At 65.0% G+C, this 21,877-nt stretch carries 22 protein-coding genes; 13 read left to right on the top strand and 9 right to left on the bottom strand.

Annotated elements, in window-relative coordinates; translation table 11 throughout:
• Positions 1 to 11: 11 nt before the first annotated feature.
• Complete coding sequence (locus FXN65_RS06570; protein WP_151132282.1) at positions 12 to 968, bottom strand: glucokinase; 957 nt, start codon at positions 966 to 968, stop codon at positions 12 to 14.
• Positions 965 to 2,791, bottom strand: a complete 1,827-nt coding sequence (edd, locus tag FXN65_RS06565; RefSeq protein ID WP_151132281.1) for a phosphogluconate dehydratase — start codon at positions 2,789 to 2,791, stop codon at positions 965 to 967. The genes FXN65_RS06570 and edd overlap by 4 nt, the downstream gene beginning before the upstream one ends.
• 361 nt (positions 2,792 to 3,152) lie before the next feature.
• Here edd and FXN65_RS28390 point away from each other — a divergent pair, with 361 nt between their 5' ends.
• From FXN65_RS28390 to FXN65_RS06555, 3 genes are all read left to right on the top strand, one after another.
• Positions 3,153 to 3,281, top strand: coding sequence for a hypothetical protein (locus FXN65_RS28390; protein ID WP_280178737.1), 129 nt, complete (start codon positions 3,153 to 3,155; stop codon positions 3,279 to 3,281).
• A gap of 63 nt (positions 3,282 to 3,344) precedes the next feature.
• Positions 3,345 to 3,770 carry an organic hydroperoxide resistance protein gene (locus tag FXN65_RS06560; RefSeq protein WP_151132280.1) on the top strand — a complete coding sequence of 142 codons (426 nt, stop codon included), beginning with the start codon at positions 3,345 to 3,347 and terminating at the stop codon, positions 3,768 to 3,770.
• 203 nt (positions 3,771 to 3,973) lie between these two features.
• Entirely contained in the window at positions 3,974 to 4,291 is a 318-nt protein-coding gene (locus FXN65_RS06555; protein ID WP_151132279.1) for a heavy metal-binding domain-containing protein, read from the top strand.
• A gap of 1 nt (position 4,292) precedes the next feature.
• Here the strand turns inward: FXN65_RS06555 and FXN65_RS06550 are convergent, their stop codons facing one another.
• From FXN65_RS06550 to FXN65_RS06540, 3 genes are all read right to left on the bottom strand, one after another.
• A complete protein-coding gene (locus FXN65_RS06550) occupies positions 4,293 to 5,765 on the bottom strand; it encodes an MltF family protein (protein WP_151132278.1) in 1,473 nt (490 codons plus the stop codon).
• 32 nt (positions 5,766 to 5,797) lie between these two features.
• Entirely contained in the window at positions 5,798 to 6,622 is an 825-nt protein-coding gene (ppk2, locus tag FXN65_RS06545) for a polyphosphate kinase 2 (RefSeq protein WP_151132277.1), read from the bottom strand.
• Between the two features lie 221 nt (positions 6,623 to 6,843).
• Complete coding sequence (locus FXN65_RS06540; protein WP_151132276.1) at positions 6,844 to 7,752, bottom strand: LysR family transcriptional regulator; 909 nt, start codon at positions 7,750 to 7,752, stop codon at positions 6,844 to 6,846.
• Positions 7,753 to 7,910: 158 nt separating this feature from the next.
• Here FXN65_RS06540 and FXN65_RS06535 point away from each other — a divergent pair, with 158 nt between their 5' ends.
• The 3 genes from FXN65_RS06535 to FXN65_RS06525 all read left to right on the top strand — a co-directional run bounded on the left by FXN65_RS06535 (position 7,911) and on the right by FXN65_RS06525 (position 11,171).
• The gene (locus FXN65_RS06535) at positions 7,911 to 8,555 is read left to right on the top strand and encodes a hydrolase (protein ID WP_151132275.1); all 645 of its coding nucleotides are present in this window, start codon (positions 7,911 to 7,913) and stop codon (positions 8,553 to 8,555) included.
• Positions 8,556 to 8,620: 65 nt separating this feature from the next.
• The gene (locus FXN65_RS06530) at positions 8,621 to 9,178 is read left to right on the top strand and encodes an antibiotic biosynthesis monooxygenase (RefSeq protein WP_151132274.1); all 558 of its coding nucleotides are present in this window, start codon (positions 8,621 to 8,623) and stop codon (positions 9,176 to 9,178) included.
• Between the two features lie 16 nt (positions 9,179 to 9,194).
• On the top strand, positions 9,195 to 11,171 hold the full coding sequence (locus tag FXN65_RS06525; RefSeq protein ID WP_151132273.1) for an amidohydrolase: 1,977 nt from the start codon (positions 9,195 to 9,197) through the stop codon (positions 11,169 to 11,171).
• A gap of 223 nt (positions 11,172 to 11,394) precedes the next feature.
• Here the strand turns inward: FXN65_RS06525 and FXN65_RS06520 are convergent, their stop codons facing one another.
• Positions 11,395 to 12,303, bottom strand: coding sequence for a LysR family transcriptional regulator (locus FXN65_RS06520; RefSeq protein ID WP_151132272.1), 909 nt, complete (start codon positions 12,301 to 12,303; stop codon positions 11,395 to 11,397).
• A 96-nt stretch (positions 12,304 to 12,399) separates the two neighbouring features.
• Between FXN65_RS06520 and FXN65_RS06515 the strand changes: the two genes are divergently transcribed.
• The 5 genes from FXN65_RS06515 to FXN65_RS06495 all read left to right on the top strand — a co-directional run bounded on the left by FXN65_RS06515 (position 12,400) and on the right by FXN65_RS06495 (position 17,675).
• Positions 12,400 to 13,266 carry a pirin family protein gene (locus tag FXN65_RS06515; protein ID WP_151132271.1) on the top strand — a complete coding sequence of 289 codons (867 nt, stop codon included), beginning with the start codon at positions 12,400 to 12,402 and terminating at the stop codon, positions 13,264 to 13,266.
• A 117-nt stretch (positions 13,267 to 13,383) separates the two neighbouring features.
• The gene (locus tag FXN65_RS06510) at positions 13,384 to 14,070 is read left to right on the top strand and encodes a hydrolase (RefSeq protein WP_151132270.1); all 687 of its coding nucleotides are present in this window, start codon (positions 13,384 to 13,386) and stop codon (positions 14,068 to 14,070) included.
• A 56-nt stretch (positions 14,071 to 14,126) separates the two neighbouring features.
• Positions 14,127 to 14,747, top strand: a complete 621-nt coding sequence (ycaC, locus tag FXN65_RS06505) for an isochorismate family cysteine hydrolase YcaC (protein ID WP_151132269.1) — start codon at positions 14,127 to 14,129, stop codon at positions 14,745 to 14,747.
• 99 nt (positions 14,748 to 14,846) lie between these two features.
• Positions 14,847 to 16,652 carry a monovalent cation:proton antiporter-2 (CPA2) family protein gene (locus FXN65_RS06500; RefSeq protein WP_151132268.1) on the top strand — a complete coding sequence of 602 codons (1,806 nt, stop codon included), beginning with the start codon at positions 14,847 to 14,849 and terminating at the stop codon, positions 16,650 to 16,652.
• A 93-nt stretch (positions 16,653 to 16,745) separates the two neighbouring features.
• Positions 16,746 to 17,675 (top strand): LysR family transcriptional regulator, encoded by a 930-nt coding sequence (locus FXN65_RS06495; protein WP_151132267.1) that lies wholly within the window; start codon positions 16,746 to 16,748, stop codon positions 17,673 to 17,675.
• On the opposite strand, the gene FXN65_RS06490 is transcribed toward FXN65_RS06495, so the two are convergent.
• Both FXN65_RS06490 and FXN65_RS06485 read right to left on the bottom strand, forming a co-directional pair.
• Positions 17,660 to 18,178 carry a DinB family protein gene (locus FXN65_RS06490; protein WP_151132266.1) on the bottom strand — a complete coding sequence of 173 codons (519 nt, stop codon included), beginning with the start codon at positions 18,176 to 18,178 and terminating at the stop codon, positions 17,660 to 17,662. The genes FXN65_RS06495 and FXN65_RS06490 overlap by 16 nt on opposite strands.
• A gap of 90 nt (positions 18,179 to 18,268) precedes the next feature.
• Complete coding sequence (locus FXN65_RS06485) at positions 18,269 to 19,663, bottom strand: putative bifunctional diguanylate cyclase/phosphodiesterase (protein ID WP_151132265.1); 1,395 nt, start codon at positions 19,661 to 19,663, stop codon at positions 18,269 to 18,271.
• A 355-nt stretch (positions 19,664 to 20,018) separates the two neighbouring features.
• Here FXN65_RS06485 and FXN65_RS06480 point away from each other — a divergent pair, with 355 nt between their 5' ends.
• On the top strand, positions 20,019 to 20,483 hold the full coding sequence (locus FXN65_RS06480) for a MarR family winged helix-turn-helix transcriptional regulator (protein WP_151132264.1): 465 nt from the start codon (positions 20,019 to 20,021) through the stop codon (positions 20,481 to 20,483).
• Positions 20,484 to 20,502: 19 nt separating this feature from the next.
• Here the strand turns inward: FXN65_RS06480 and FXN65_RS06475 are convergent, their stop codons facing one another.
• Entirely contained in the window at positions 20,503 to 21,363 is an 861-nt protein-coding gene (locus FXN65_RS06475; protein WP_151132263.1) for a CAP domain-containing protein, read from the bottom strand.
• Positions 21,364 to 21,690: 327 nt separating this feature from the next.
• Between FXN65_RS06475 and FXN65_RS27840 the strand changes: the two genes are divergently transcribed.
• The gene (locus FXN65_RS27840) at positions 21,691 to 21,843 is read left to right on the top strand and encodes a PSPA7_2676 family Cys-rich small protein (RefSeq protein ID WP_178119273.1); all 153 of its coding nucleotides are present in this window, start codon (positions 21,691 to 21,693) and stop codon (positions 21,841 to 21,843) included.
• The last annotated feature ends 34 nt before the right edge of the window (positions 21,844 to 21,877 follow it).

Raw genomic sequence — 21,877 nt, 5'->3', positions numbered from 1 at the left:
CGCACCCTACGTCATCGCGCGGTCTGCTGAAGGGCCACCCCCGCCCCTTCCAGGCCGGGATACTCGGCCGTCACCAGCCACACCGGAATCCCTTCGAAATACCCGCTCATGCAGCCCTTGCTGGCGAAGTTGCGGGCGAAGCTGCTCTTCTGGAAGAACGCCGCGAAGCGCGGCACCACGCCGCCGACTATATACACGCCGCCACGGCCGCCAAGGGTCAGCACGTTGTTGCCGGCTACCCGGCCGAGCCAGCCGCAGAACAGATCCAGCACGTCCTCGGCGAGCGGATCACCCGCCAGTGCCGCCGCGCTGACCTCGGCCGGCGAGGCCAGGCGCGGAGCATGGCCGTCCACGGCGCACACGGCACGGTAGAGCTGCAGCAGGCCGTTGCCGCTGAGTACATTCTCCGCACTGACATGGCCGAGCTGGTCATGGAGTTGCTGCCAGAGCGTTGCCTCGCGCAGGTTGCCCAGCGGCAGGTCGACATGGCCGCCCTCCCCCGGCAGCGCCTTCCAGCGTCCTTCCCCCAGAGGCAGCAGGGTGCCGACGCCGAGGCCTGTGCCCGGCCCGATGACCACCGCCGGGCTGTCCGGGTCGGCGACGCCGGGGCAGATCTGCAGCTTCTCGTGCTCGCGCAGGCGGGTCATGCCCAGGGCCATCGCGGAGAAGTCGTTGATCAGCAATAGCTCGTCCACCTTCAGGGTGCGGCAGAAGACCGAGCGACTCAGCCGCCAGTGATTGTTGGTGAAGCGGAAATGCTCGCCACTCACCGGCCCCGCCACCGCCAGGCACACAGCCCCGAGGCTGCCCACCGCCAGACCGAGGCCGGCCAGGTAGTGACCGATGGCCTGTTCGGGACCTGCGAAATCGGCGGTGGCCAGCACCCGCACCGACTCCAGTTTCTCGTCGCGCCAGAGCGCGAAGCGCGCGTTGGTACCACCGATATCCCCAACCAGCGCCAGCTTCACTTCAGGCTCTCCAGGTTGCGGGTGAAGGCGCTGGCGCCCTGCTCCGCCGTGCTGAAGGATTCGCGCATGAAGGCGAAGAGCTCGCGGCCGGTGCCGACGTTGGGCTCCAGGTCCCACTGCGCCGGCTCACGGGCCTCGAACTCCGCGGCGTCCACCAGCACTTCCAGGGTGCCGGTGGTGCCGTCCACACGGACCCGGTCGCCATCGCGCACCCGTGCCAGCGGCCCGCCATCGAAGGCTTCCGGGCAGACGTGGATGGCCGCGGGAATCTTGCCCGAGGCGCCGGACATGCGCCCATCGGTGACCAGCGCCACCTTGAAACCGCGATCCTGCAGCACGCCGAGGAAGGGGGTCATCTTGTGCAGCTCGGGCATGCCGTTGCTGCGCGGGCCCTGGAAGCGCATCACCGCCACCAGGTCGCGATCCAGCTCGCCGGCCTTGAAGGCATCGGCCAGGGCCTGCTGGTCATGGAAGACCCGCGCCGGCGCCTCCACCACCTGATGTTCGGAGGCCACGGCGGACACCTTCATCACGCCACGGCCGAGGTTGCCCTTCATCACCCGCAAACCGCCCTCCGGGGAGAACGGCCGCGCCACCGGGCGCAGGATGCTTTCGTCGAGACTCGCCGCCGGACCTTCGCGCCAGACCAGCTTGCCGTCATCGAGGAAAGGCTCACGGGTGTAGTGGCGCAGGCCACGGCCCATGACGGTGTTGACGTCTTCATGGAGCAGCCCGGCGTCGAGCAGCTCGCGCACCAGGAAGGCCACGCCGCCGGCGGCCTGGAAGTGATTGATGTCGGCCTTGCCGTTGGGATAGACGTGGGCCAGGGTCGGCACCACTTCGGAGAGATCGGCCATGTCCTGCCAGGTGAGCTGGATGCCCGCCGCCTGGGCGATGGCCGGCATGTGCAGGGTGTGGTTGGTGGAACCGCCGGTGGCGTGCAGCGCGACGATCGAGTTGATCAGCACGCGCTCGTCGATGATCTCGCCGATGGGCAGGAACTGCCCGCCCTGCGGGGTCAGGCGCGTGACCTGGTGCGCCGCCTCCACGTTCAGCGCCTCGCGCAACGGGGTGTTCGGGTTGACGAAGGACGCGCCCGGCAAGTGCAGGCCCATCACCTCCATGAGCATCTGGTTGGTATTGGCGGTGCCGTAGAAGGTGCAGGTGCCGGGGCTGTGATAGGCCTTCATTTCCGATTCCAGCAACTCGTCGCGGCTGGCCTTGCCCTCGGCGTAGCGCTGGCGTACCTCGGCCTTTTCCTTGTTGGAAAGACCGGAGGGCATGGGGCCGGCGGGCACGAAGATCGACGGCAGGTGGCCGAAGCGCAGCGCGCCCATCATCAGACCGGGGACGATCTTGTCGCAGATGCCGAGGAACAGCGCCGCATCGAACATGTTGTGGGACAGCGCCACAGCGGTGGACATGGCGATCACTTCGCGGCTGGCGATGCCCAGCTCCATGCCCGGCTCGCCCTGGGTGACGCCGTCGCACATGGCCGGCACGCCACCGGCCACCTGCCCCACCGAGCCGATGTCGCGCAGGGCCTGGCGAATCTTCTCCGGGTAATTCTCGTAGGGCTGGTGGGCCGAGAGCATGTCGTTGTAGGCGGTGACTATGGCCACGTTGGCCGAATCCATCAGGCGCAGGCGCTGCTTGTCGCCGCCTCCGCAGCCGGCCACCCCGTGGGCGAAGTTGGCGCACTGCAGCTTGCCACGCTGGGGCCCGTCGCTGGCCGCCTTGTGGATCATCGCCAGGTAGCGCTCGCGGGTTGCGCGGCTGCGCTCCACCAGACGCTCGGTTACCTCAAGTACGCGGGGATGCATGGATTCAGCTCCAGGTAGCGGGGAATTTGTTTTTATACAAACCACAATACTGCCATTTCGACCATTACTTCACTAGGAAAAGCAAAATATTTTGTTATTACAACAACAAAACCGAAAGAACCCGCTTCCATTCATATAGACCACCCGGCAAGGCGGCGGCACGCAGCATAACCCCGGCCCCGCGGCACCACCTATTCCACTCATGACGCATTCCAGAGCCTTATGACCGAATCGACATGGCATTAGTGCGAAATGCTCTAAAAAATAACTTGCGCGCAAAATAACTCAGCAGTAACTTCTGCCTCACCAAATTAGTTATCGCGCAAAAGATTAACGAACAAACCAATATCGGAGACTCGCCATGAAAGCCCTGATCACCTTCACCGCCGTCCTCGCGTTTTCCTCCGCCAGCTTCGCCGATACCGACAAGCCGGACAGCCGCCGCAGCGGCGCGCTGTACCCGGAATGGCTGATCAACCACGACGGCTGATCCACACACCCCGACCACCCACGCACACCACGCACTCCAAACCTGACTGAAAAGGAAACCATCATGAGCATCGAAAACGTTCTCTACCGTGCCTACGCAGAAGCCACCGGCGGCCGTGACGGCCGCGCCATCTCCTCCGACGGCGTACTCGACGTCAGCCTGACCACCCCGCGTGAGCTGGGCGGCGCCGGCGGCGAAGGCACCAACCCCGAGCAACTGTTCGCGGCCGGCTACTCCGCCTGCTTCCTCGGCGCTCTGAAGTTCGTCGCCGCCCGCGACAAGCACAAGCTGCCGGCCGATACCTCCATCGAAGGCATCGTGGGCATCGGTGCCATTCCCACCGGCTTCGGCATCGAAGTGGAACTGCGCATCGACATCCCCGGCCTGGACCGCGAAGAAGCCCGCGCCATCGTGGACAAGGCCCACATCGTGTGCCCGTACTCCAACGCCACCCGCGGCAACATCGACGTGACCCTGACCCTGGTCTGAGTCGCGCAATCGACAAGGGCGGGCATCCCGAAAGGGGTGCCCGCCCTTTTTGTGTAGGAGCGATTTCAATCGCGAATGAATTCGCTCCCACAAAGGAGCTGGGCACCTCGGCCTTACAAGGTGGCCGGGGGCAGCTACGCTGCCCTTGGCGATTGAAATCGCCCCTACAATTGGCCTCTCTTCCCATTGCCAAGGAGCGCAACATGATCCTTTCCACCACCCCTACCCTCGAAGGCCGTGCCATCCGCGAATACAAGGGCATCGTGGTCGGTGAAGCCATACTCGGCGCCAACGTGTTCCGCGACCTGTTCGCCGGCATTCGCGACATCATCGGCGGACGTTCCGGTGCCTATGAAAAGGAACTGGCCAAGGCGCGGGAAATCGCTTTCGAAGAATTGTCAGAGCACGCCGAGAAGCTCGGCGCCAACGCGGTGGTCGGCATCGACATCGACTATGAGGTGGTCGGGCAGAACGGCAGCATGCTGATGGTGAGCATCAGCGGCACTGCGGTAGTGATCTGATTCAGCCACCCGTGGCCTTTCGCGCCTGCTTGTCCCGCGCCAGCTTGTAGGCCACGTAGTACTTGTAGATGTTGCCCACGTAGTCGACCGTCTCGCGCCCGACCAGGCGCGCGGCGGCGTGCTCGACGTTGCCGAACCAGACGTTCTTGTCCAGGCCCGACCTCTCCGCCAGGCGGCGGAACTTGCGCAGGTTGCCTGGCCCTGCGTTGTAGGCGGCGAAGGTCATCAGGGTGCGGTTGAGCGGCGTCAGCTCGGGGTCGTTCAGGTACTTGTCGGCCAGCAGCCGCATGTACTTGCTGCCCGCTTCGATGTTGCGGTCAGCGTCCTTGTCGATCTCCGCGATCCCCACACTGGGATCGGCTGCCGTGCTGGGCAGCAACTGCATCACACCCACCGCGCCACGATGGCTGCGTGCTCCCTGATTGAGTTGCGACTCCTGGTACCCCTGGGCCATCAGCATCAGATAGTCGAAGTCATAGGTGCTGGCGTGCTTCTCGAAGAATCCCACCAGTTCGGCGAAGCGGCGCATCTCCTCCTCATCGGTGGCGTCGTAGAGCGTCTTACTGTTCTTCACGTACTTGTTGCGGATGGTGTTGCCGAACGTGGTGCCCAGCTTGTGGCCCTTGGCGAACTGCGCCATGACCTTGAGCAGTTGCGGGCTGCCTTTGCGCACGGCCCAGGCGATCTGTGTGTCGTCACGAATGGGAAAGTCTTCGTGTATCACCAGGTCCGTGAGCATCGTTTTCCAGGTTTCGGCGATGTAGCGGTCCACCACTATGGCGTTGATCAATCCGGCGTTGACCATTTCCAGCAAATCTTCGGACTCGAGGTTCTCGTCGGCCGGCTTTATGACAATAGGTTCCAGCCCCTTTTGCCTGAAGCTCGCATTGAGCTCGATGAGATGTTCGTAATAGCTGCTGGAGGGACGCACCATGACCTCCTTGCCGGCCAGGTCCTCCAGCTTGCCGATCTGCACACTCTTCGGCCCGGTCACCACCACTTCACGAATCCCACTGGCAAAGGGTTCGGAGAAATCCACCTGGGCCTGGCGCCTGTGGGTAACGGCCAACCCGCCCGCGGCAACGTCCCCTACTCCTTCGATCAGTTTGGGAATCAGCTCGTCGCGCCCGACCGGAATGAACAGCACCCGCCACTGCAAGGATTTGTTCTTGTAGCGGTACTGCTTGTTCAGCCACTGCTCGAAGCCTTTGCCAATTTCATAGCTGATGCCCAGCTGCCGCCCCCTGTCCACGGCGAAGAAGGTCTTGCTGTAGGGCACCAGGATGCGCACCAGGCGGCGCTCGCGCATGCCCTCGAAGTCGCCCTTCCAGGCGGACGGAACAGGCAGCACCATCGCATCCACCTCCGCCTCTTCCGCCGCGCTCAGCTCGACGCTGGGCAAGTCCTCCGCCCAGGCCCCCCGTGCCAGCAGGAGCAATGCCAGCGCCAGCAGGAGGAAACGCACCGCTTTCATGGGAACCGCCTTCGCCGCCCGGTGCGGCGCGATCAGAAGATTTCCTCGACAAGCCGGAACGGATAGGGAGCGGGCTTGTACTTGCCAAGCTTGCCGCGCTTGGGAAGCACCACCTTCTGGTCGCGGGTCAGGTCCTTGTAGGGGATCTGCTTGAGCAGGTGGGTGATGATGTTCAGCCGTACCCGCCGCTTGTCCTCCGAATGCGCCATGTACCAGGGCGCCCATGACGAATCGGTGGCGGCGAACATTTCATCGCGGGCACGGGTGTAGTCGTCCCAGCGTGCATATGACTTGAGATCCATGGGCGACAGCTTCCAGATCTTGCGCCCGTCGTCGATGCGGTCCTTGAGACGGCGGGTCTGCTCCTCGGCACTCACTTCCAGCCAGTACTTGATAAGGATGATTCCGGACTCGACCGCCATCCTCTCGAACAAGGGCGTGACCGTGAGGAACTTGTGTGCTTGCGCCTCAGTGCAGAACCCCATGACCCGCTCGACACCGGCGCGGTTGTACCAGCTGCGATCGAAGATCACGACTTCACCAGCCGCTGGCATATGGGCCAGATAGCGCTGGATGTACATCTGCGATTTTTCCCGCTCGGTCGGCGCCGGCAGCGCCACCACCCGGAATACGCGGGGGCTGACCCGCTCGGTGATGGCCTTGATGGTCCCGCCCTTGCCGGCACCGTCGCGGCCTTCGAAGACGATGCAGACCTTGAGTCCCTGGTCCACCACCCACTGCTGGAGCTTCACCAACTCCACATGCAGGCGCTTGAGCTCGCTTTCGTACTCCTTGCGACCGAGTGCTGCCTGCTCCGCCTTTTCTTCGCCGGCGGCCTTTTTCTTGCCTTTCGCCATGACCCGCTCCTGTGTGTGGGAATCCGATCCTTACAAGCTAGCTGAGCATTGACGTCCTGCAGGGTCCGACAGCAGCACGCCGGTCGATTCCCTGCGCAGTGGGGAACACGCCCTGTTCTGCTGGGCAGGACGAGGCGTCGGCGCTCGCTGAACCAGCCCCAGCCTGTGGGAGCGAATTCATTCGCGAATGAATTGGCTCCCACAATCGTTGTTCACCCCCACTAAGGACACCCCACCCGCTCATTCGCCCTGCTCATCTCCTCCACCAGGAAGTCGATGAAGGCTCGGGTCTTCTGTGGCGTGCGGCGGGCCGAGGGGTAGACGGCGTTGATGCTGATGGGCGGCGCCTGCCATTTGCACAGCACCGCCACCAGCCGCCCGGCGGCCAGGGCGTCGTCGACGATGAAGCTCGGCAGCAGGGCGATACCCATGCCGGCCTCGGCCACCTGGGCGAGGAAGTCGCCGTTGTTGGCCTGGAGTGGACCGCTCAATTGCACGCGACGGGTCTCTTCGCCGTTGCTCAACGCCAGGCTGACGCCGCTCTGCAGATAGCCGTATCCAAGGAACGCGTGATTGGCGAGGTCCTCCGGCGACTGCGGCATGCCGGCCCTTTCCAGGTACGCGGGCGAAGCCACCAGGTAGCGCGGCGCCGGGGCAATGGTGCGCGCCACCATGGACGAGTCCGCCAGGCTGGCGATGCGGATGGTCACATCGAAGCCGCCGCGCACCGGGTCCACCTGCTGGTCGCTGAGCACCAGTTGCAGTTCGATCTGCGGGTGCCGCTCGTGGAACAGCGGTATCAGCGGCCCCAGTTTGCGCAGACCGAAGGACATGGGCGCGTTCACCCGCAGTACCCCGCGCAACTCCCCCACGCCATCCCGCGCCCGCTGCTCGGCCTCGTCCAGAGCGGCCAGCAGGTCCCGCGCCGATTCGAAGTACTCCGTCCCCGCCTCGGTCAGGTGCAGGCTGCGCGTGGTGCGCACCAGCAGCTGCACGCCAATGGCGTCCTCCAGCGCCTGTACCTGCTTGCTCACGGTGGAGCGCGGCAGGTCCAGCGCCCGCGCCGCTGCGGCGAAACCATTGCTGCGCACGGTCTCGATGAAGGCGCGCATGCACTCGACTCTGTCCATCAATGTCTCCAATAAAGAATCAATGAAGTTCAATTATGCCTAATTGTCTCTCCAAATGAGCAAGTACAGAATTCATCCCAAGTCGGAACCAAACAGCCTCCAACGCGGAGGCACCGGCCAGGAAGAAATCAAACAACTCACGCTCCAGGAGAAATGCCATGTCCATCCGCGAATTGCTGAACCCGACCAACTCCGCCCTGATCCTGATCGACCACCAGCCGCAAATGGCCTTCGGCGTGCAGTCCATCGACCGCCAGCAACTGAAGAACAACACCGTGGCCCTGGCCAAGAGCGCCAAGATCTTCAACGTCCCGACCATCCTCACCAGCGTCGAAACCGAAAGCTTCAGCGGCTACATCTGGCCGGAACTGCTGGGTGTGTTCCCGGACCAGCAACCCATCGAGCGCACCTCGATGAACTCCTGGGAAGACGAGAAATTCGTTGCCGCGGTGAAAGCCACCGGCCGCAAGAAACTGATCATGGCCGCCCTCTGGACCGAGGTGTGCCTGACCTTCCCCACCCTGGAGGCCATCGAAGCCGGCTACGAGGTGTACATCGTCACCGACGCCTCCGGCGGCACCTCCCAGGAAGCCCATGACATGTCGGTGCAGCGCATGATCCAGGCCGGCGCCATTCCGGTGACCTGGCAGCAGGTCCTGCTCGAGTACCAGCGCGACTGGTCGAAGCGCGAAAGCTACGACGCGGTGATGGACCTGGTGCGCGAACACAGCGGTGCCTACGGCATGGGCGTGGATTACGCCTACACCCTGGTGCACAAGGCGCCCCAGCGTCAGGTGAAGTAAGCCGCAAGGCCGGAGGCGACCAGCGCCTCCGGCCTTCCTCCGCACCTTGCACGGAGCACGTCGCCATGAGCACCGACGATATCGTCACCCTGCTGATCCGCCACCGGGTCAAGGAAGGCCGGGAACAGGAATACGAAGGCTGGCTGCGCCGCATCATCGGCATCGCCAAGGGTTATCCGGGCCACCTCGGCATCGATGTGGTACGGGATCGCAAGGATGGCCTGCACCTGTTCACCTGCGTCCTGCGCTTCGCCAGCACATCCCGGCTCCAGGCCTGGCTGGATTCCACCGAGCGCCGTCTGCTGATCGAGGAAGTCAGCCACCTGCTGGCCGATGGCGACCAGGTGGAAATCAATCCCGAGCGGGAATTCTGGTTCACCCCGATGTCGGCCGACGTGCCGCAGCCGCCCCGCTGGAAACAGGCTTGCATTACTTTCCTGGTCATCCTGCCGTTGGCGCTGCTGGTGCCGCTGCTCTGGCAGCCACTGTTCAAGCTGCAGCCCTGGCTCGGCGGTTATGTGGTGAGCAACGTGGTGATCACCGCCAGCATCGTGCTGCTGGTTGTCTATCTTTTCATGCCGCCGGTGACACGTTTTTTCGCCGGCTGGCTGAACCGACCCTAAGTCCAAGGAGGGTTCCATGAGCGAAGACCCAACCAGCAACGGCCGCCGCCAGTTCCTCGCCGCCAGCACCGTGCTGGGCGCCGCTGGCGCACTCTGGTCCGCACTGCCTTTCGCCGGCGCCGCCGGCTCCGCCCATGCCACCTCAGGGGGTTCCATGTCCGCTGACCTGATCCTGTTCAACGGCCGCTTCCACACGGTCGACCGCGAGAAACCCACCGCCAGCGCCGTGGCCATCAAGGACGGCCGCTTCCTCGCCGTCGGCACCGACGCCGAAGCCATGGCCCTGCGCGGCGACGCCACCCAGGTCATCGACCTCAAGCAGCGCACCGTCATTCCCGGCCTCAACGACTCGCACCTGCACCTGATCCGCGGCGGCCTCAACTACAACCTCGAACTGCGCTGGGAAGGCGTGCCCTCCCTGGCCGACGCCCTGCGCATGCTCAAGGACCAGGCCGAGCGCACCCCCAGCCCGCAGTGGGTGCGGGTGGTCGGTGGCTGGAACGAATTCCAGTTCGCCGAGAAGCGCATGCCGACCCTGGAAGAGATCAACCGCGCGGCGCCGGATACGCCGGTGTTCATCCTCCACCTGTACGACCGCGCGCTGCTCAACCGTGCCGCGCTGAAGGCGGTGGGCTACACCAGGGACACCCCCAACCCGCCCGGCGGCGAAATCCAGCGCGACGGCAACGGCAACCCCACCGGCATGCTCATCGCCCGGCCCAACGCCACCATCCTCTACGCCACCCTGGCCAAGGGGCCGAAGCTGCCGCTGGAGTACCAGGTCAACTCCACCCGCCAGTTCATGCGCGAACTCAACCGCCTGGGCCTGACCAGCGCGATCGATGCCGGCGGCGGCTACCAGAACTACCCGGACGACTACCAGGTGATCCAGGAACTGGCCAACCAGGGTCAGCTGAGCGTGCGCATCGCCTACAACCTGTTCACCCAGAAGCCCAAGGCAGAACTCACCGACTTCAAGAACTGGAGCAAGGTGGTGAAACCGGGCGACGGCAGCGACTTCTTCCGCCACAACGGCGCCGGCGAGATGCTGGTGTTCTCCGCCGCCGACTTCGAGGACTTCCTCGAACCGCGTCCGGATCTCGCGCCGAGCATGGAGCAGGAGCTGGAACCGGTGGTCCGCCACCTGGTGGAACAGCGCTGGCCGTTCCGCCTGCACGCCACCTACGACGAATCCATCTCGCGCATGCTCGACGTGTTCGAGAAGGTCAACCGCGACATCCCGTTCAACGGCCTGCCCTGGTTCTTCGACCACGCCGAAACCATCTCGCCGAAGAACATCGAGCGGGTCCGCGCCCTCGGCGGCGGCATCGCCATCCAGGACCGCATGGCTTTCCAGGGCGAGTACTTCGTCGACCGCTACGGCGCCAAGGCCGCCGAGCAGACCCCGCCGATCCAGCGCATGCTCGCCGAAGGCGTGCCGGTGGGCGCCGGCACCGACGCTACCCGGGTGTCCAGCTACAACCCCTGGACCTCGCTCTACTGGCTGGTCAGCGGCAAGACCGTGGGCGGCCTGGAGCTGTATCCCCAGGGCCTGTCCCGCGCCACCGCCCTGGAGTTGTTCACCCATGGCAGCGCCTGGTTCTCCAGCGAGCAGGGCAAGAAGGGGCAGATCAAGGTGGGCCAACTGGCCGATGTGGCGGCCCTGTCGGCGGATTTCTTCAGCGTCGAGGAAGAAGCCATCAAGTGGATCGAGTCGGTGCTGACCATAGTCGACGGCAAGGTGGTCCATGCCGCCGCCGAGTTCGACAAGCTCGGCCCGCCGCAGGTGCCGGTGCTGCCCGAATGGTCGCCGGTGGCCAAGGTGCCCGGCCACTGGAAGCCCGCCGCGCCACTCGCCGCCCAGGTGCACCAGTGCGTCGGCGCCTGCGCCGTGCATGCCCACAGCCACGAGCGGGCGCGCCAGTCGAGTGTGCCGGTGAGTGATTACCAGGGCTTCTGGGGCGCGCTGGGCTGTTCCTGCTTCGCTTTCTGATGGGAACCATGCGTGGGGGCGAATTCATTCGCCAAGGGCAACACCGTTGCCCCCTGCAGCCTCGAAGGGCAGCCCTTCGGCCTGCTCAGCGAATGAAATCGCCCCCACAGGAAAAGCAGTGCGCATCATCTGCGGGAGCGATTTCAATCGTGAATGAATTCGCTCCCACAAGGCAGGCGGTTTCAGGAGCCATCACCCCAAGACCGATACCCTTCACCCGCTCTCACATCATCCCGCTTTCCTTGAACTCCTCCGCCAGGAAGTCGATCAGCGTCCGTACCGAAGGCAACAGTCCGCGCCGGGAGGGGAAAACGGCATGCACGATGCCGGTTCTCGGCGCCCAGTCAGGCGTTACCTGTACCAATCGGCCGCTGGCCAGCTCTTCCCGCGCCACCACCCACGGAATATGTACCACCCCTACCCCCGCTTCGGCTGCCTGACGCAGCACCAGCAAGTCGTCGGTGACCAGCCGGGGATGATGGCGCACCGCAGCGCTGGCGCCGTCGGGGCCGTCCAGTTGCCAGATGTATTCGCGAAGCGGCGTGCCCCAGTGCAGGCTTGGCAGGCTCGCCAGGTCCGCGGGCACCAGGGGATACGGAATGTTCTCCAGCAGTCTCGGGCTGGCCACCAGGCACTGGGTGCTGTTGGCCAGCACCTTCATCACCAGGTCGGTGCTTTCCAGTGGCGGGAAGCGCACCCGCAGAGCGATGTCGAGGCCTTCCTGGATGAGGTCCACCTGGCGGTTGGTGCTGTCGATGTGCAGCTGCACCAGCGGGAACTTCACCATGAACCGGCTCAGTATCGGCCCCACCCAGAAGTCCAGCAGCGCCGTCGGGCAACTGATGCGCACCACGCCCTGGGGCTCCGAGCGGTTGCGCTCGATCACCTCGGCGGCGCCCTCGGCCTCCACCATCATCGCCACGCAATGGCGGTAGTACTCCTGGCCGATCTCGGTGACCGAGAAGTGCCGCGTCGAACGCTGGATCAGGCGAACGCCGAGACGCTCCTCCAGGCTGGCGATGCGCCGGCTCAGCTTGGACTTGGGCATGTCCAGCGCCCGCCCGGCGGGGGCGAATCCACCATGTTCCACCACCTGGGCGAAGTAGTAGAGGTCGTTGAGGTCTTCCACCAGCGTTCTCCAAATAGGACTCTGAGATCAATTTAGTGGGTCTACCGGAGTCAGTGTTGCAGTTTCAACATGTGCCCCATGCACTACAGGAGGCACACCATGAAAAAGATCCGTGGCATCTACACCAGCCCCAGGCCCCATTGGGTGGGCGATGGTTTCCCGGTTCGCACACTGTTTTCCTACGACAGCCTGGGCAAGCACATCAGCCCCTTCCTGCTGCTGGATTACGCCGGCCCCGCAGAGTTCGCCCCGGCCGAGCGCCCGCGTGGTGTCGGCCAGCACCCGCACCGGGGGTTCGAAACGGTGACCATCGTCTACCAGGGCGAGCTGGAACACCGGGACTCCACCGGCGCCGGCGGCCTGATCGGCCCGGGAGACGTGCAATGGATGACCGCGGCCTCGGGCATCCTCCACGAGGAGTTCCACTCCCCGGCCTTCAGCCGCCGCGGCGGCACCCTGGAGATGGTCCAGCTCTGGGTCAACCTGCCATCCCGCGACAAGCTGGCCGCGCCCGGCTACCAGACCCTCCTGGATGCCGACATCCCCAACCTGCCCCTGCCTGGACAGGCAGGCAGCCTGCGCCTGATCGCCGGCGAATTCGACGGCCGGCGCGGCCCGGCACGCACCTTCACCGGCATGGACGTGTGGGATATCCGCCTGAACCCCGGCAAGCCGTTGACCCTAGACCTGCGCCCCGGCCGCAACACCGCGCTGGTGGTACTGCGCGGCACCTTGCTGGTGAACAGTGACGAACTGGTGCGCGAAGGGCAGCTGGTGCTGTTCGAGCAAGGCGGCGATGAGCTGCTGCTGGAGGCCAATGGCCAGGCCCTGGTGCTGCTGCTTTCCGGCGAGCCCATCGAGGAGCCGATCGTCGGCTACGGCCCCTTCGTGATGAACAGCGAAACCGAAATACGCCAGGCGATCGAGGACTTCCAGGCCGGCCGCTTCGGCCGGATGAACGACTGACAGTCACATGCCGGCCGGGCGCTGCCCGGCCTGGTCAATCCCCCACGACGGATGCGTGGGCCGGCGGGAAACCGCACCGGCCAGGACGGCCTTCACCCGGAGAAAAGAGGAAACGCCATGAACAACTTCGCCCAAGTCGCCAACTTCAACGGCCAGATTCCGCGAATCGACCCGGATGACGCCGCAATGCTGCTGATCGATCACCAGAGCGGGCTGTTCCAGACGGTCAAGGACATGCCCATGACCGAGCTGCGCTCCAACGCCATCACCCTGGCCAAGGTTGCCACCCTGGCAAAGATGCCGGTGATCACCACGGCCTCCGTGCCCCAGGGGCCCAACGGCCCGCTGATCCCGGAGATCCACGAAGCCGCGCCCCATGCCCGCTACGTGGCACGCAAGGGTGAGATCAACGCCTGGGACAACCCCGAGTTCGTCGCAGCGGTGGAAGCCACCGGCCGCAAGACCCTGATCGTCGCCGGCACCATCACCGGCGTGTGCATGGCCTTCCCCAGCATCAGCGCGGTCAGTGCCGGCTATCGGGTATTCGCTGTCATCGACGCGTCAGGCACCTACTCCAAGATGGCCCAGGAAATCACCCTGGCGCGCGTCGTCCAGGCCGGCGTGGTGCCCATGGATACCGCCGCCGTCTGCTCCGAGGTGCAGCGCACCTGGAACCGCCCCGACGCCGCCGAGTGGGCCGCAGCCTATAGTCATGTATTCCCGCACTACCAACTGCTGATCGAGAGCTACGGAAAAGCCCAGCAGGTGGCCAGGGACAACGAAGTGCTGGATTCGCAACGCTGAGAAATTCCTGCGCCCGCCCCGCAAGGGCGGACGCTCAACCAAGCGAGGAAAATGCCATGTCTTTCCAATACAAGCGTCTGGACAAGAACAACGCCGCCGTGCTGCTGGTCGACCACCAGGCCGGCCTGCTCTCCCTGGTGCGGGACATCGACCCGGACAAGTTCAAGAACAACGTGCTGGCCCTGGGTGACCTGGCCAAGTACTTCAAGCTGCCGACCATCCTCACCACCAGTTTCGAGACCGGCCCCAACGGCCCGCTGGTGCCCGAGCTGAAGGAGCAGTTCCCAGACGCCCCGTACATCGCCCGCCCCGGCAACATCAATGCCTGGGACAACGAGGACTTCGTCAAGGCGGTGAAGGCCACCGGCAAGAAGCAGCTGATCATCGCCGGCGTGGTGACCGAGGTCTGCGTGGCCTTCCCGGCCCTGTCCGCACTGGAAGAAGGCTTCGATGTCTTCGTCGTCGCCGACGCCTCGGGCACCTTCAATGAAGTGACCCGCGACGCCGCCTGGCGCCGCATGGAAGCCGCCGGCGCCCAACTGATGACCTGGTTCGGCGTGGCCTGCGAACTGCACCGCGACTGGCGCAACGACATCGAGGGCCTGGCCGCGCTGTTCTCCAACCACATCCCCGACTACCGCAACCTGATCACCGCCTACAACACCCTCACCAAGTGAGCCATCCAGGGGCCGCGTCGTAATGGCGCGGCCCCTGCGTCGGTGCCCGCTCTACTCTAGAATGTCGCCCCTTCAAGACGTCGGACCAAGGAGAGATGCATGCACCACGAAGGCAGCCTGCTGCAGGCAGCAGTGGTATTCCTGTTTGCAGCCGTGTTCACCGTTCCCCTGGCCAAGCGCCTGCAACTGGGGGCGGTGCTGGGCTACCTGCTGGCCGGGGTGCTGATCGGACCGTCGGTGCTGGGGCTGATCACCGACCCGGAGAGCGTGGCGCGCGTCTCCGAACTTGGGGTGGTCCTGCTGCTCTTCATCATCGGCCTGGAACTCTCGCCGCGACGACTCTGGGTGATGCGCCGCTCTGTGTTCGGCGCGGGCCTGGCCCAGGTGTTGCTCACCGCCCTGGCCGTCGGCCTGGTGGCCTGGCTGGTATTCGCCAAATCCCTGAACACCGCTGCCGTGCTGGGCTTCGGCCTGGCCCTGTCCTCCACCGCCTTCGGCCTGCAGATACTCGCCGAACGCAAGGAACTCACCAGTCCCCACGGTCGCCTGGCCTTCGCCATCCTGCTGTTCCAGGACATCGCCGCCATCCCGCTGATCGCCCTGTTGCCACTGTTCAGTGGCGCCGGCCATCTGGAAGCGGACGAGATCGACCCTCAGGCCATCCTCCTGGCAGTGGGCAGCATCGGCGCCGTGATCATCGGCGGCCGCTACCTGCTGAGCCCGGTGTTCCGCATCGTCGCCAGGACCAAGCTGCTGGAAGTCTCCACCGCCACCGCCCTGCTGGTGGTCATGGGCACCGCCTGGCTGATGGAACTGGCGGGGGTGTCCATGGCCCTGGGCGCCTTCATCGCCGGCCTGCTGCTCGCCGACTCTGAATACCGCCACGAACTGGAAGCCCAGATCGAGCCGTTCAAGGGCCTGCTGCTGGGCCTGTTCTTCATGAGCGTGGGCATGAGCGCCGATCTCAGCCTGCTGCTGAACGAGCCCTTCGCCGTGCTGGTGCTGACCGTGCTGCTGCTGATGTTCAAGCTGCCCCTGCTTTACGTGGCGGGCCGCTATGCCGGCGGGCTGGACCGCGTCCACGCGCTGCGCCTGGGCATCATCCTGGCCGCCGGCGGCGAGTTCGCCTTCGTGGTGTTCAAGGTGGCCCATGAGCAAGGCATGCTCGACGCCCGCCTGCACAGCCTGCTGGTGCTCAGCATCACCTTGTCCATGGCGGTCACACCGCTGCTGGTGCTGGCGTTTTTCCGCCGCCTGGTCGTCGCACCGGCGCCGGTGGAAGTGCCGGCGGAGTACCAGCGCATCGACAGCGACGCCCCACGCGTGGTGGTCGCCGGCATGGGGCGCATGGGTCAGATCATCGCGCGGGTACTGCGCGCCCAGCAGGTTCCTTTCGTTGCCCTGGACACTGCGGTAGACATGATCGAGTACGGTCGCAGCCTGGGCAGCATGCCCATCTACTACGGCGACCCGTTGCGCCCGGAGATCCTCCGCGCGGCCAAGGTGGGCAAGGCCGAGTACCTCATCATCGCCACCGACGACCCGGACACCAACCTCAAGCTCACCGAGCTGGTGAAGCGCCTCTACCCGAACCTCAAGGTCATCGCCCGCGCGCGTAATCGCCAGCACGTCCACCGCCTGCTGGACATGGGCGCAGTGCCGGTGCGCGAAACCTTCCACTCCGCCCTGGAAATGAGCCGCCAGGCATTGCTCGGCCTGGGGCTGGACGAAGACCAGGCCAATGCGCGCATCCGTCGTTTCCAGCGCCATGACGAGGAAGTCCTGGCGGCCCAGCACAAGGTCTATGACGACGATGCCGCGGTGATCCAGACCGCCCGCGAGGCCCGCTCCGAACTGGAGCACCTGTTCGACGCCGACCTGATCGAGGACAAGGCGGTCAAGTAACCCGCCACAACAAGGGGATCGCCCGGCAACGCCATTGCCAGGCGCCAGCAAGGCGCTTCAATCAATTCAGCCAAAGCCTGTGGGAGGCGCCGGATGAACCGGAACGATCTGCGACGTGTGGACCTGAACCTGCTGGTGGTTTTCGAAACCCTGATGTACGAGAAGAACCTCACCCGGGCATCGGAAAAGCTCTTCCTCGGCCAGCCCGCCGTCAGCGCCGCCCTGGCGCGCCTGCGCGACCTGTTCGACGACCCGCTGCTGGTGCGCAATGGCAGGGTCTTCGAACCCACCAAGCGCGCGCTGGAAATCCTCGAGGAACTGCAGCCGGCACTGGACTCCATCTCCGGCGCCGTCAGCCGGGCGAAGGACTTCACCCCGGCGACCTATCGCAATACCTTCCGCATCGGCCTGTCAGACGACGTCGAGTTCGGCCTGTTCCCGCCGTTGCTCGCCCAACTGCGCGAGGAAGCCCCCGAGGCCATAGTCGTGGTTCGCCGGGTCAACTTCCTGCTCATGTCCTCGATGCTCGCCTCCGGGGAAATCTCGGTAGGCGTCAGCTTCACCACGGAGCTGCCGGCCAACGCCAAGCGCAAGCGGCTGCGCAACCTGCGCTGCAAGATCCTGCGCGGCGACGACCGTCCCGGGGCGCTGACGCTGGACGATTACTGCTCGCGTCCGCATGCGCTGATTTCGTTCTCCGGCGACCTGAGCGGCAACATCGACAACGATCTCGCACGGGTTGGAAGGAGCCGCCGCGTGGTGCTGGCGGTGCCGCAGTTCGGCAGCCTGCGCTCGATCCTGGCGGGAACCGAACTGCTTGCCACGGTCCCGGACTACGCGGCTGACGCGCTGATCGACGGTAGCGGCCTGCGCGCCGACGACCCGCCCTTCCCCATCTACACCTCGGAGCTGTCCATGGTGTGGAGCAGCGGCACCGACAACGATCCCGCCGAACGCTGGCTGCGCGAGCTGATCATGAAGCACATGTCCGCGCCGCCGATGCCCAATCAGCCCGCCGCGTAGCGGGGATGGGTCTCGCGCAGGAACACGGGGAGGTCGGTGATGGGCGGCTTCGCCGGAATCTCGGCGTACATCTGGACCACGCTGCCCCGGTGATAGGACGCGTGGTTGACCACGTGCATCAGCATGGCGCCGGCCATCATCACGCCGGGGTCGCCGGAGCAGAAGACGAACTCCACCGGCTCGGCCAGCGAGGCATCCGTCTGCCCGGCGCTCCATGAAATGAACCAGTCGTCCATGGACGCCTGGGCCTCCCGGAGCTCGGCCAGTTCAGGGTGCGGCACTTCCAGCCGCGTCTTGTAGGGGTGTGACTTGCCCTCCAGGTGGGCACGCCAGATGCAATCGATCACGTAGATGTGATTGAGCGTGCCGATGATGCTCTTGCACAGGGAGATGCGCTCCTTGCCGACCTCGCCCGGGGGCAACCCGGCCAGGTCATCGAACAGCCGTTCATCGACCCATTGTTTGTAGTGGGCAAGCATCCTGGCCGTGTGAGCGTTGATCATCAGGGGCCCTCCTTCGGAAAGTCGGATCCGTCGCGCGGGGTGGGAGAGATGAGAGCAAAACGGCCCGGCAAGTGTAGGCGCGGCCTGGAATTACGGCGTCCCGACCGTCGCTTCCTCCGCACGGGGCAGGTTGCAGCGCCGCACGAACTCGACGAACTCCGCCAGCGGCACGGGCCGGCTGAACAGATAGCCCTGGAACTGCCCGCAGCCATTGCTGGCCAGGAAACGCAGCTGGGCCTCGGTCTCGATCCCTTCGGCGATCACGGTCATGCCCATGCTCTGCCCCAGGGCGATGACCGTCCGCACGATGGTTTCGCTGCTGGCATCGGTCAGCACGTCGCAGATGAAGGAGCGGTCGATCTTCAGCGTGCTCAAGGGCAGCCGCTTGAGGTGGCTGAGCGAGGAAAACCCGGTGCCGAAATCATCCAGGGAGAAACGCACGCCCTGCTGCACCAGCGCCGTCATTTTCCGCGTCAGGTCCTCGATGTCCTGCACGATCAGGGTTTCGGTCAGCTCCAATTCGAGCCGGCGCGCTTCGATGCCGTGCTCCCCGATCATCGCCAGCACGTCAGTCACGAAGGTGGCCTGGCGGAACTGGTTCTGGCTGATGTTCACCGCCAGGCCGATATCCGCCAGCGCCGGCTCGGCCTTCCAGGCCCGCAACTGGGCGCAGGTCTGCTGCAGCACCCACTGGCCGATGGGAATGATCAGCCCGGTCTTCTCGGCGTGGTCGATGAACTCGGCTGGTGGCACCAGCCCGCGCTGTGGATGCCGCCAGCGGATCAGCACCTCCGCCCCCACCACCCGCCGGGCGCGGTCCAGTTGCGGCTGGAAGTAGAGGACGAACTGTTCGTCCCGCAGTGCCGTACGCAGGTCGTGGTCCAGCTCCGAACGCTCGGCGGCGTCGGTCTGCAGGATGTGCAGCAGCATGAAGAACATCGACACCGACGCTATGCCCTGCACCCAGGAGCCGATCACCCGCACCTCATCCGGCAGGCTGTAGCCCGTGATGGGGCTCCAGTTCGTCGCGGACAGGCCGGTGAACAGCGCCAGGCAGAGCAAGGTGACGCCATAGCGCAGCCACCTGGGGTCGTCGCGAAAGGCCATCAACGCGGCCACGGCCAGCGGCAGGAGGTACAGGTGCGTCGCCCGCGGCGCCGCCGGCGTCGGCACGTCCAGCACCAGGGTCGAGACGAGGATGACCACCATCAGCAGGCCGAACAGCAACAGATTGGCGCTGCGCGCCTGGTTATGCAGGGTCAGGACGAACACGCCGAGCCCGCAGAGGATCAGCACCAGATCCATCAGCACGATGCCCCAGGCACCCCGCTGCACGAAGTAAGCGCCCCAGAACAGCCCCATGAACACCATGAGCCCACTGGCCAGCAGCCGCATGCGCCGCTCGCGACGCTGGCCGATCAGGGCCAGGTCATGGGACAGCCAGAGCTGCTGGACTCGCCTGGGGAATGCAGAGATGGGGGTCATGGAAAATCCCTTTGCCGACCCTGTTCATTCTTGAGGGTGATCGCGTGATTGCAAATTGGCATTGGATTGAAGGGCGACGCGGAGGGGTCGGCGGTTAAGTCCGGGGGAGTACCGGTCGGTGGCTTGCATGGGGACTATTTGCATAGCGAGCGATTAAATCGATGGCGATAACGCGGGACCATCGACCGCACGAGGAAATGACCATGATCCATTTGACCCAGGCGGGTGCTTGCCGAAGGACCTGATCCACGCCGGTATTTCCCGGCAAGTTGAAATCCGGCCCTTCCGACTAACTCGCATGCGACCTATAGTCCTTCCTTTCAGGACATGAGCCCAATGGCCAACGAGGAACTAAATGAAGCCCGACGGAAAAAAGCCCGGCAGCAAACCGGCACCGCTCTCGGATTTCCTGTGTTTTGCGGTGTATTCAGCCAACCTCGCCTTCGGCAAGGCCTACAAGCCGGTCCTTGAGCAGCTCGGGCTGACCTATACGCAATTCATCGCCATCGTGGCGCTGTGGGATGAAGACAATCAGACCGTTGGCAGCCTGGGCGAAAAGCTCTTCCTGGAATCGAACACCCTCACGCCGATGCTCAAGAAGCTGGAAGCGATGGGCCTGCTCCAGCGCCAGCGCGACCCCGAAGACGAACGCCAGGTGCGGGTCAGCCTGACCCCGGCAGGCCGGAGCCTGCGGGAACAGAGCCTGGAAGCCAGCCTCAACGACTCGACCGGTCTCTCGCCGGATGAGTTCGTGCAGATGCAGAAGGCCGTCACCAGGCTGCGCGACAATCTGCTGAAGCCGTCCAGGCGGGAAAAGTGATCCCTTGCAGCGCCCCGGATCAGGGCGCGCCGAACATCATGGTCCAGTAGATGCCGTTTTCGCTGCGCACCTGTGAGGCATAGGCGGCGCCGACCTGGGTGAACTTCGGGTTCATCAGGTTGGCGCAATGACCGGGGCTGGCCAGCCAGCTGTCCATGGCCGCGCGGGGCGAGCCCTGGCCGGCGGCGATGTTTTCACCCACCTGGCGTCCTCGAAAGCCCGCATCGCGTGCCCGGTCGAAGGGCGAGTCGCCGTCCGGGCCCTGGTGGGAGAAGTAGTCGCGGTTGGCCATGGAGCGACTGTGCTGCTGGGCGGCACTCGCCAGTGCGGAACTCCAGTTCAGCGGCCGGGCGGCGGCGAAACGCTTGCTGCCGCACATGCGCGGCTTGGCCCGCGCGGCGTTGACCTGCGCCAGCAAGGCCTGCCCCGTCGAACGGGAATCCCCCAGTTGGGCGCTGGCCATGGGCCGGGCCAATACCAGGCGCCACTGGTTGCCGCTGCGGCTGATGCCGATATCGGAAACCTGGCTGTCGAGCAGGTCGGCGCAATAGTCGTCGCGCAGCATGGCGAATGCCGACCTGGCATCCCGCGCCCCGGCCAGGCGGATGCTGCGCACCTCGCCAGCCTGGTAGCCGGCATCGCGCAAGCCGCGTCGCAACGCCCCCGAGTAACCCACCGGCAGCGCCAGGTTCGATTTCAGCACCAGCGGCGGCGCGCCCCGCATCGTGCTCCATTCGCAGCGCTGGCTGTGGGTTCGGTAGTCATTGATGGCGGCCAGCAATTGCCGCTCATCACCCGCCTGGGCGGGAATGGCGAAAAGGGATGTCAGGGCGGCGGGCAGCAACGGGAGCAGGCGAAGGGATCGACGGATCGGGTGCATGAATGGGCGTGTGGATAAGTGTGAGGGAAAGGGCCGGGGTATGACTGCGGCGCCGGTATCAAGGTTCAGGACGCTCAGTGAATTCTCCACGCCGATAGTCCGAGGTCCGCGCCGCGCAGCGCTCGATCGCCGGTGCGCGCGGCGCACCCTGCCTACCCGCTCCCCTGCCCTGACCGACGGTCACCCCGTTCGCCGCATTAGGTTGCCGGTTCTAGAGCGGTCGAACGATCCTCGCGGCGACCCATGCCTCCAACAAGAACAAGGCGAGTGCAGTTCCAACCACTACTGCCGGATCGAACCGAGGGGGTACGCCCCCGGGGAGGAGCCATGCGTATCCGTTGTTTCCTGCTCGGTTGCCAATGGACCGAGGGTTTTCGCACCGACGTGGGTGCCGTACCGATGATCTGCCAGCGCTGCCTGCGCTGCGGCGCCCATCGCTATCTCAGCCTCCCGGAGGAGGAGGCGGAATCAGCCGGGTGATTGGCGCAGCAGGCTGACAGATAGCGATTTGACA

It is taken from the genome of Pseudomonas lalkuanensis (genome assembly GCF_008807375.1).
Taxonomy (GTDB): domain Bacteria; phylum Pseudomonadota; class Gammaproteobacteria; order Pseudomonadales; family Pseudomonadaceae; genus Metapseudomonas; species Metapseudomonas lalkuanensis.
Note: the sequence above shows the minus strand (reverse complement) of the source record. Positions and strands in the feature narration are given on the sequence as shown.

Bases quoted from the DNA above. Each gene is read 5' to 3' on its own strand.
- edd (WP_151132281.1), bottom strand. From the start codon at position 2,791: ATGCATCCCCGCGTACTTGAGGTAACCGAGCGTCTGGTGGAGCGCAGC.
- FXN65_RS28390 (WP_280178737.1), top strand. From the start codon at position 3,153: ATGAAAGCCCTGATCACCTTCACCGCCGTCCTCGCGTTTTCCTCCGCC.
- FXN65_RS06560 (WP_151132280.1), top strand. From the start codon at position 3,345: ATGAGCATCGAAAACGTTCTCTACCGTGCCTACGCAGAAGCCACCGGC.
- FXN65_RS06555 (WP_151132279.1), top strand. From the start codon at position 3,974: ATGATCCTTTCCACCACCCCTACCCTCGAAGGCCGTGCCATCCGCGAA.
- FXN65_RS06550 (WP_151132278.1), bottom strand. From the start codon at position 5,765: ATGAAAGCGGTGCGTTTCCTCCTGCTGGCGCTGGCATTGCTCCTGCTG.
- ppk2 (WP_151132277.1), bottom strand. From the start codon at position 6,622: ATGGCGAAAGGCAAGAAAAAGGCCGCCGGCGAAGAAAAGGCGGAGCAG.
- FXN65_RS06540 (WP_151132276.1), bottom strand. From the start codon at position 7,752: ATGGACAGAGTCGAGTGCATGCGCGCCTTCATCGAGACCGTGCGCAGC.
- FXN65_RS06535 (WP_151132275.1), top strand. From the start codon at position 7,911: ATGTCCATCCGCGAATTGCTGAACCCGACCAACTCCGCCCTGATCCTG.
- FXN65_RS06530 (WP_151132274.1), top strand. From the start codon at position 8,621: ATGAGCACCGACGATATCGTCACCCTGCTGATCCGCCACCGGGTCAAG.
- FXN65_RS06525 (WP_151132273.1), top strand. From the start codon at position 9,195: ATGAGCGAAGACCCAACCAGCAACGGCCGCCGCCAGTTCCTCGCCGCC.
- FXN65_RS06515 (WP_151132271.1), top strand. From the start codon at position 12,400: ATGAAAAAGATCCGTGGCATCTACACCAGCCCCAGGCCCCATTGGGTG.
- FXN65_RS06510 (WP_151132270.1), top strand. From the start codon at position 13,384: ATGAACAACTTCGCCCAAGTCGCCAACTTCAACGGCCAGATTCCGCGA.
- ycaC (WP_151132269.1), top strand. From the start codon at position 14,127: ATGTCTTTCCAATACAAGCGTCTGGACAAGAACAACGCCGCCGTGCTG.
- FXN65_RS06500 (WP_151132268.1), top strand. From the start codon at position 14,847: ATGCACCACGAAGGCAGCCTGCTGCAGGCAGCAGTGGTATTCCTGTTT.
- FXN65_RS06495 (WP_151132267.1), top strand. From the start codon at position 16,746: ATGAACCGGAACGATCTGCGACGTGTGGACCTGAACCTGCTGGTGGTT.
- FXN65_RS06490 (WP_151132266.1), bottom strand. From the start codon at position 18,178: ATGATCAACGCTCACACGGCCAGGATGCTTGCCCACTACAAACAATGG.
- FXN65_RS06485 (WP_151132265.1), bottom strand. From the start codon at position 19,663: ATGACCCCCATCTCTGCATTCCCCAGGCGAGTCCAGCAGCTCTGGCTG.
- FXN65_RS06480 (WP_151132264.1), top strand. From the start codon at position 20,019: ATGAAGCCCGACGGAAAAAAGCCCGGCAGCAAACCGGCACCGCTCTCG.
- FXN65_RS06475 (WP_151132263.1), bottom strand. From the start codon at position 21,363: ATGCACCCGATCCGTCGATCCCTTCGCCTGCTCCCGTTGCTGCCCGCC.
- FXN65_RS27840 (WP_178119273.1), top strand. From the start codon at position 21,691: ATGCGTATCCGTTGTTTCCTGCTCGGTTGCCAATGGACCGAGGGTTTT.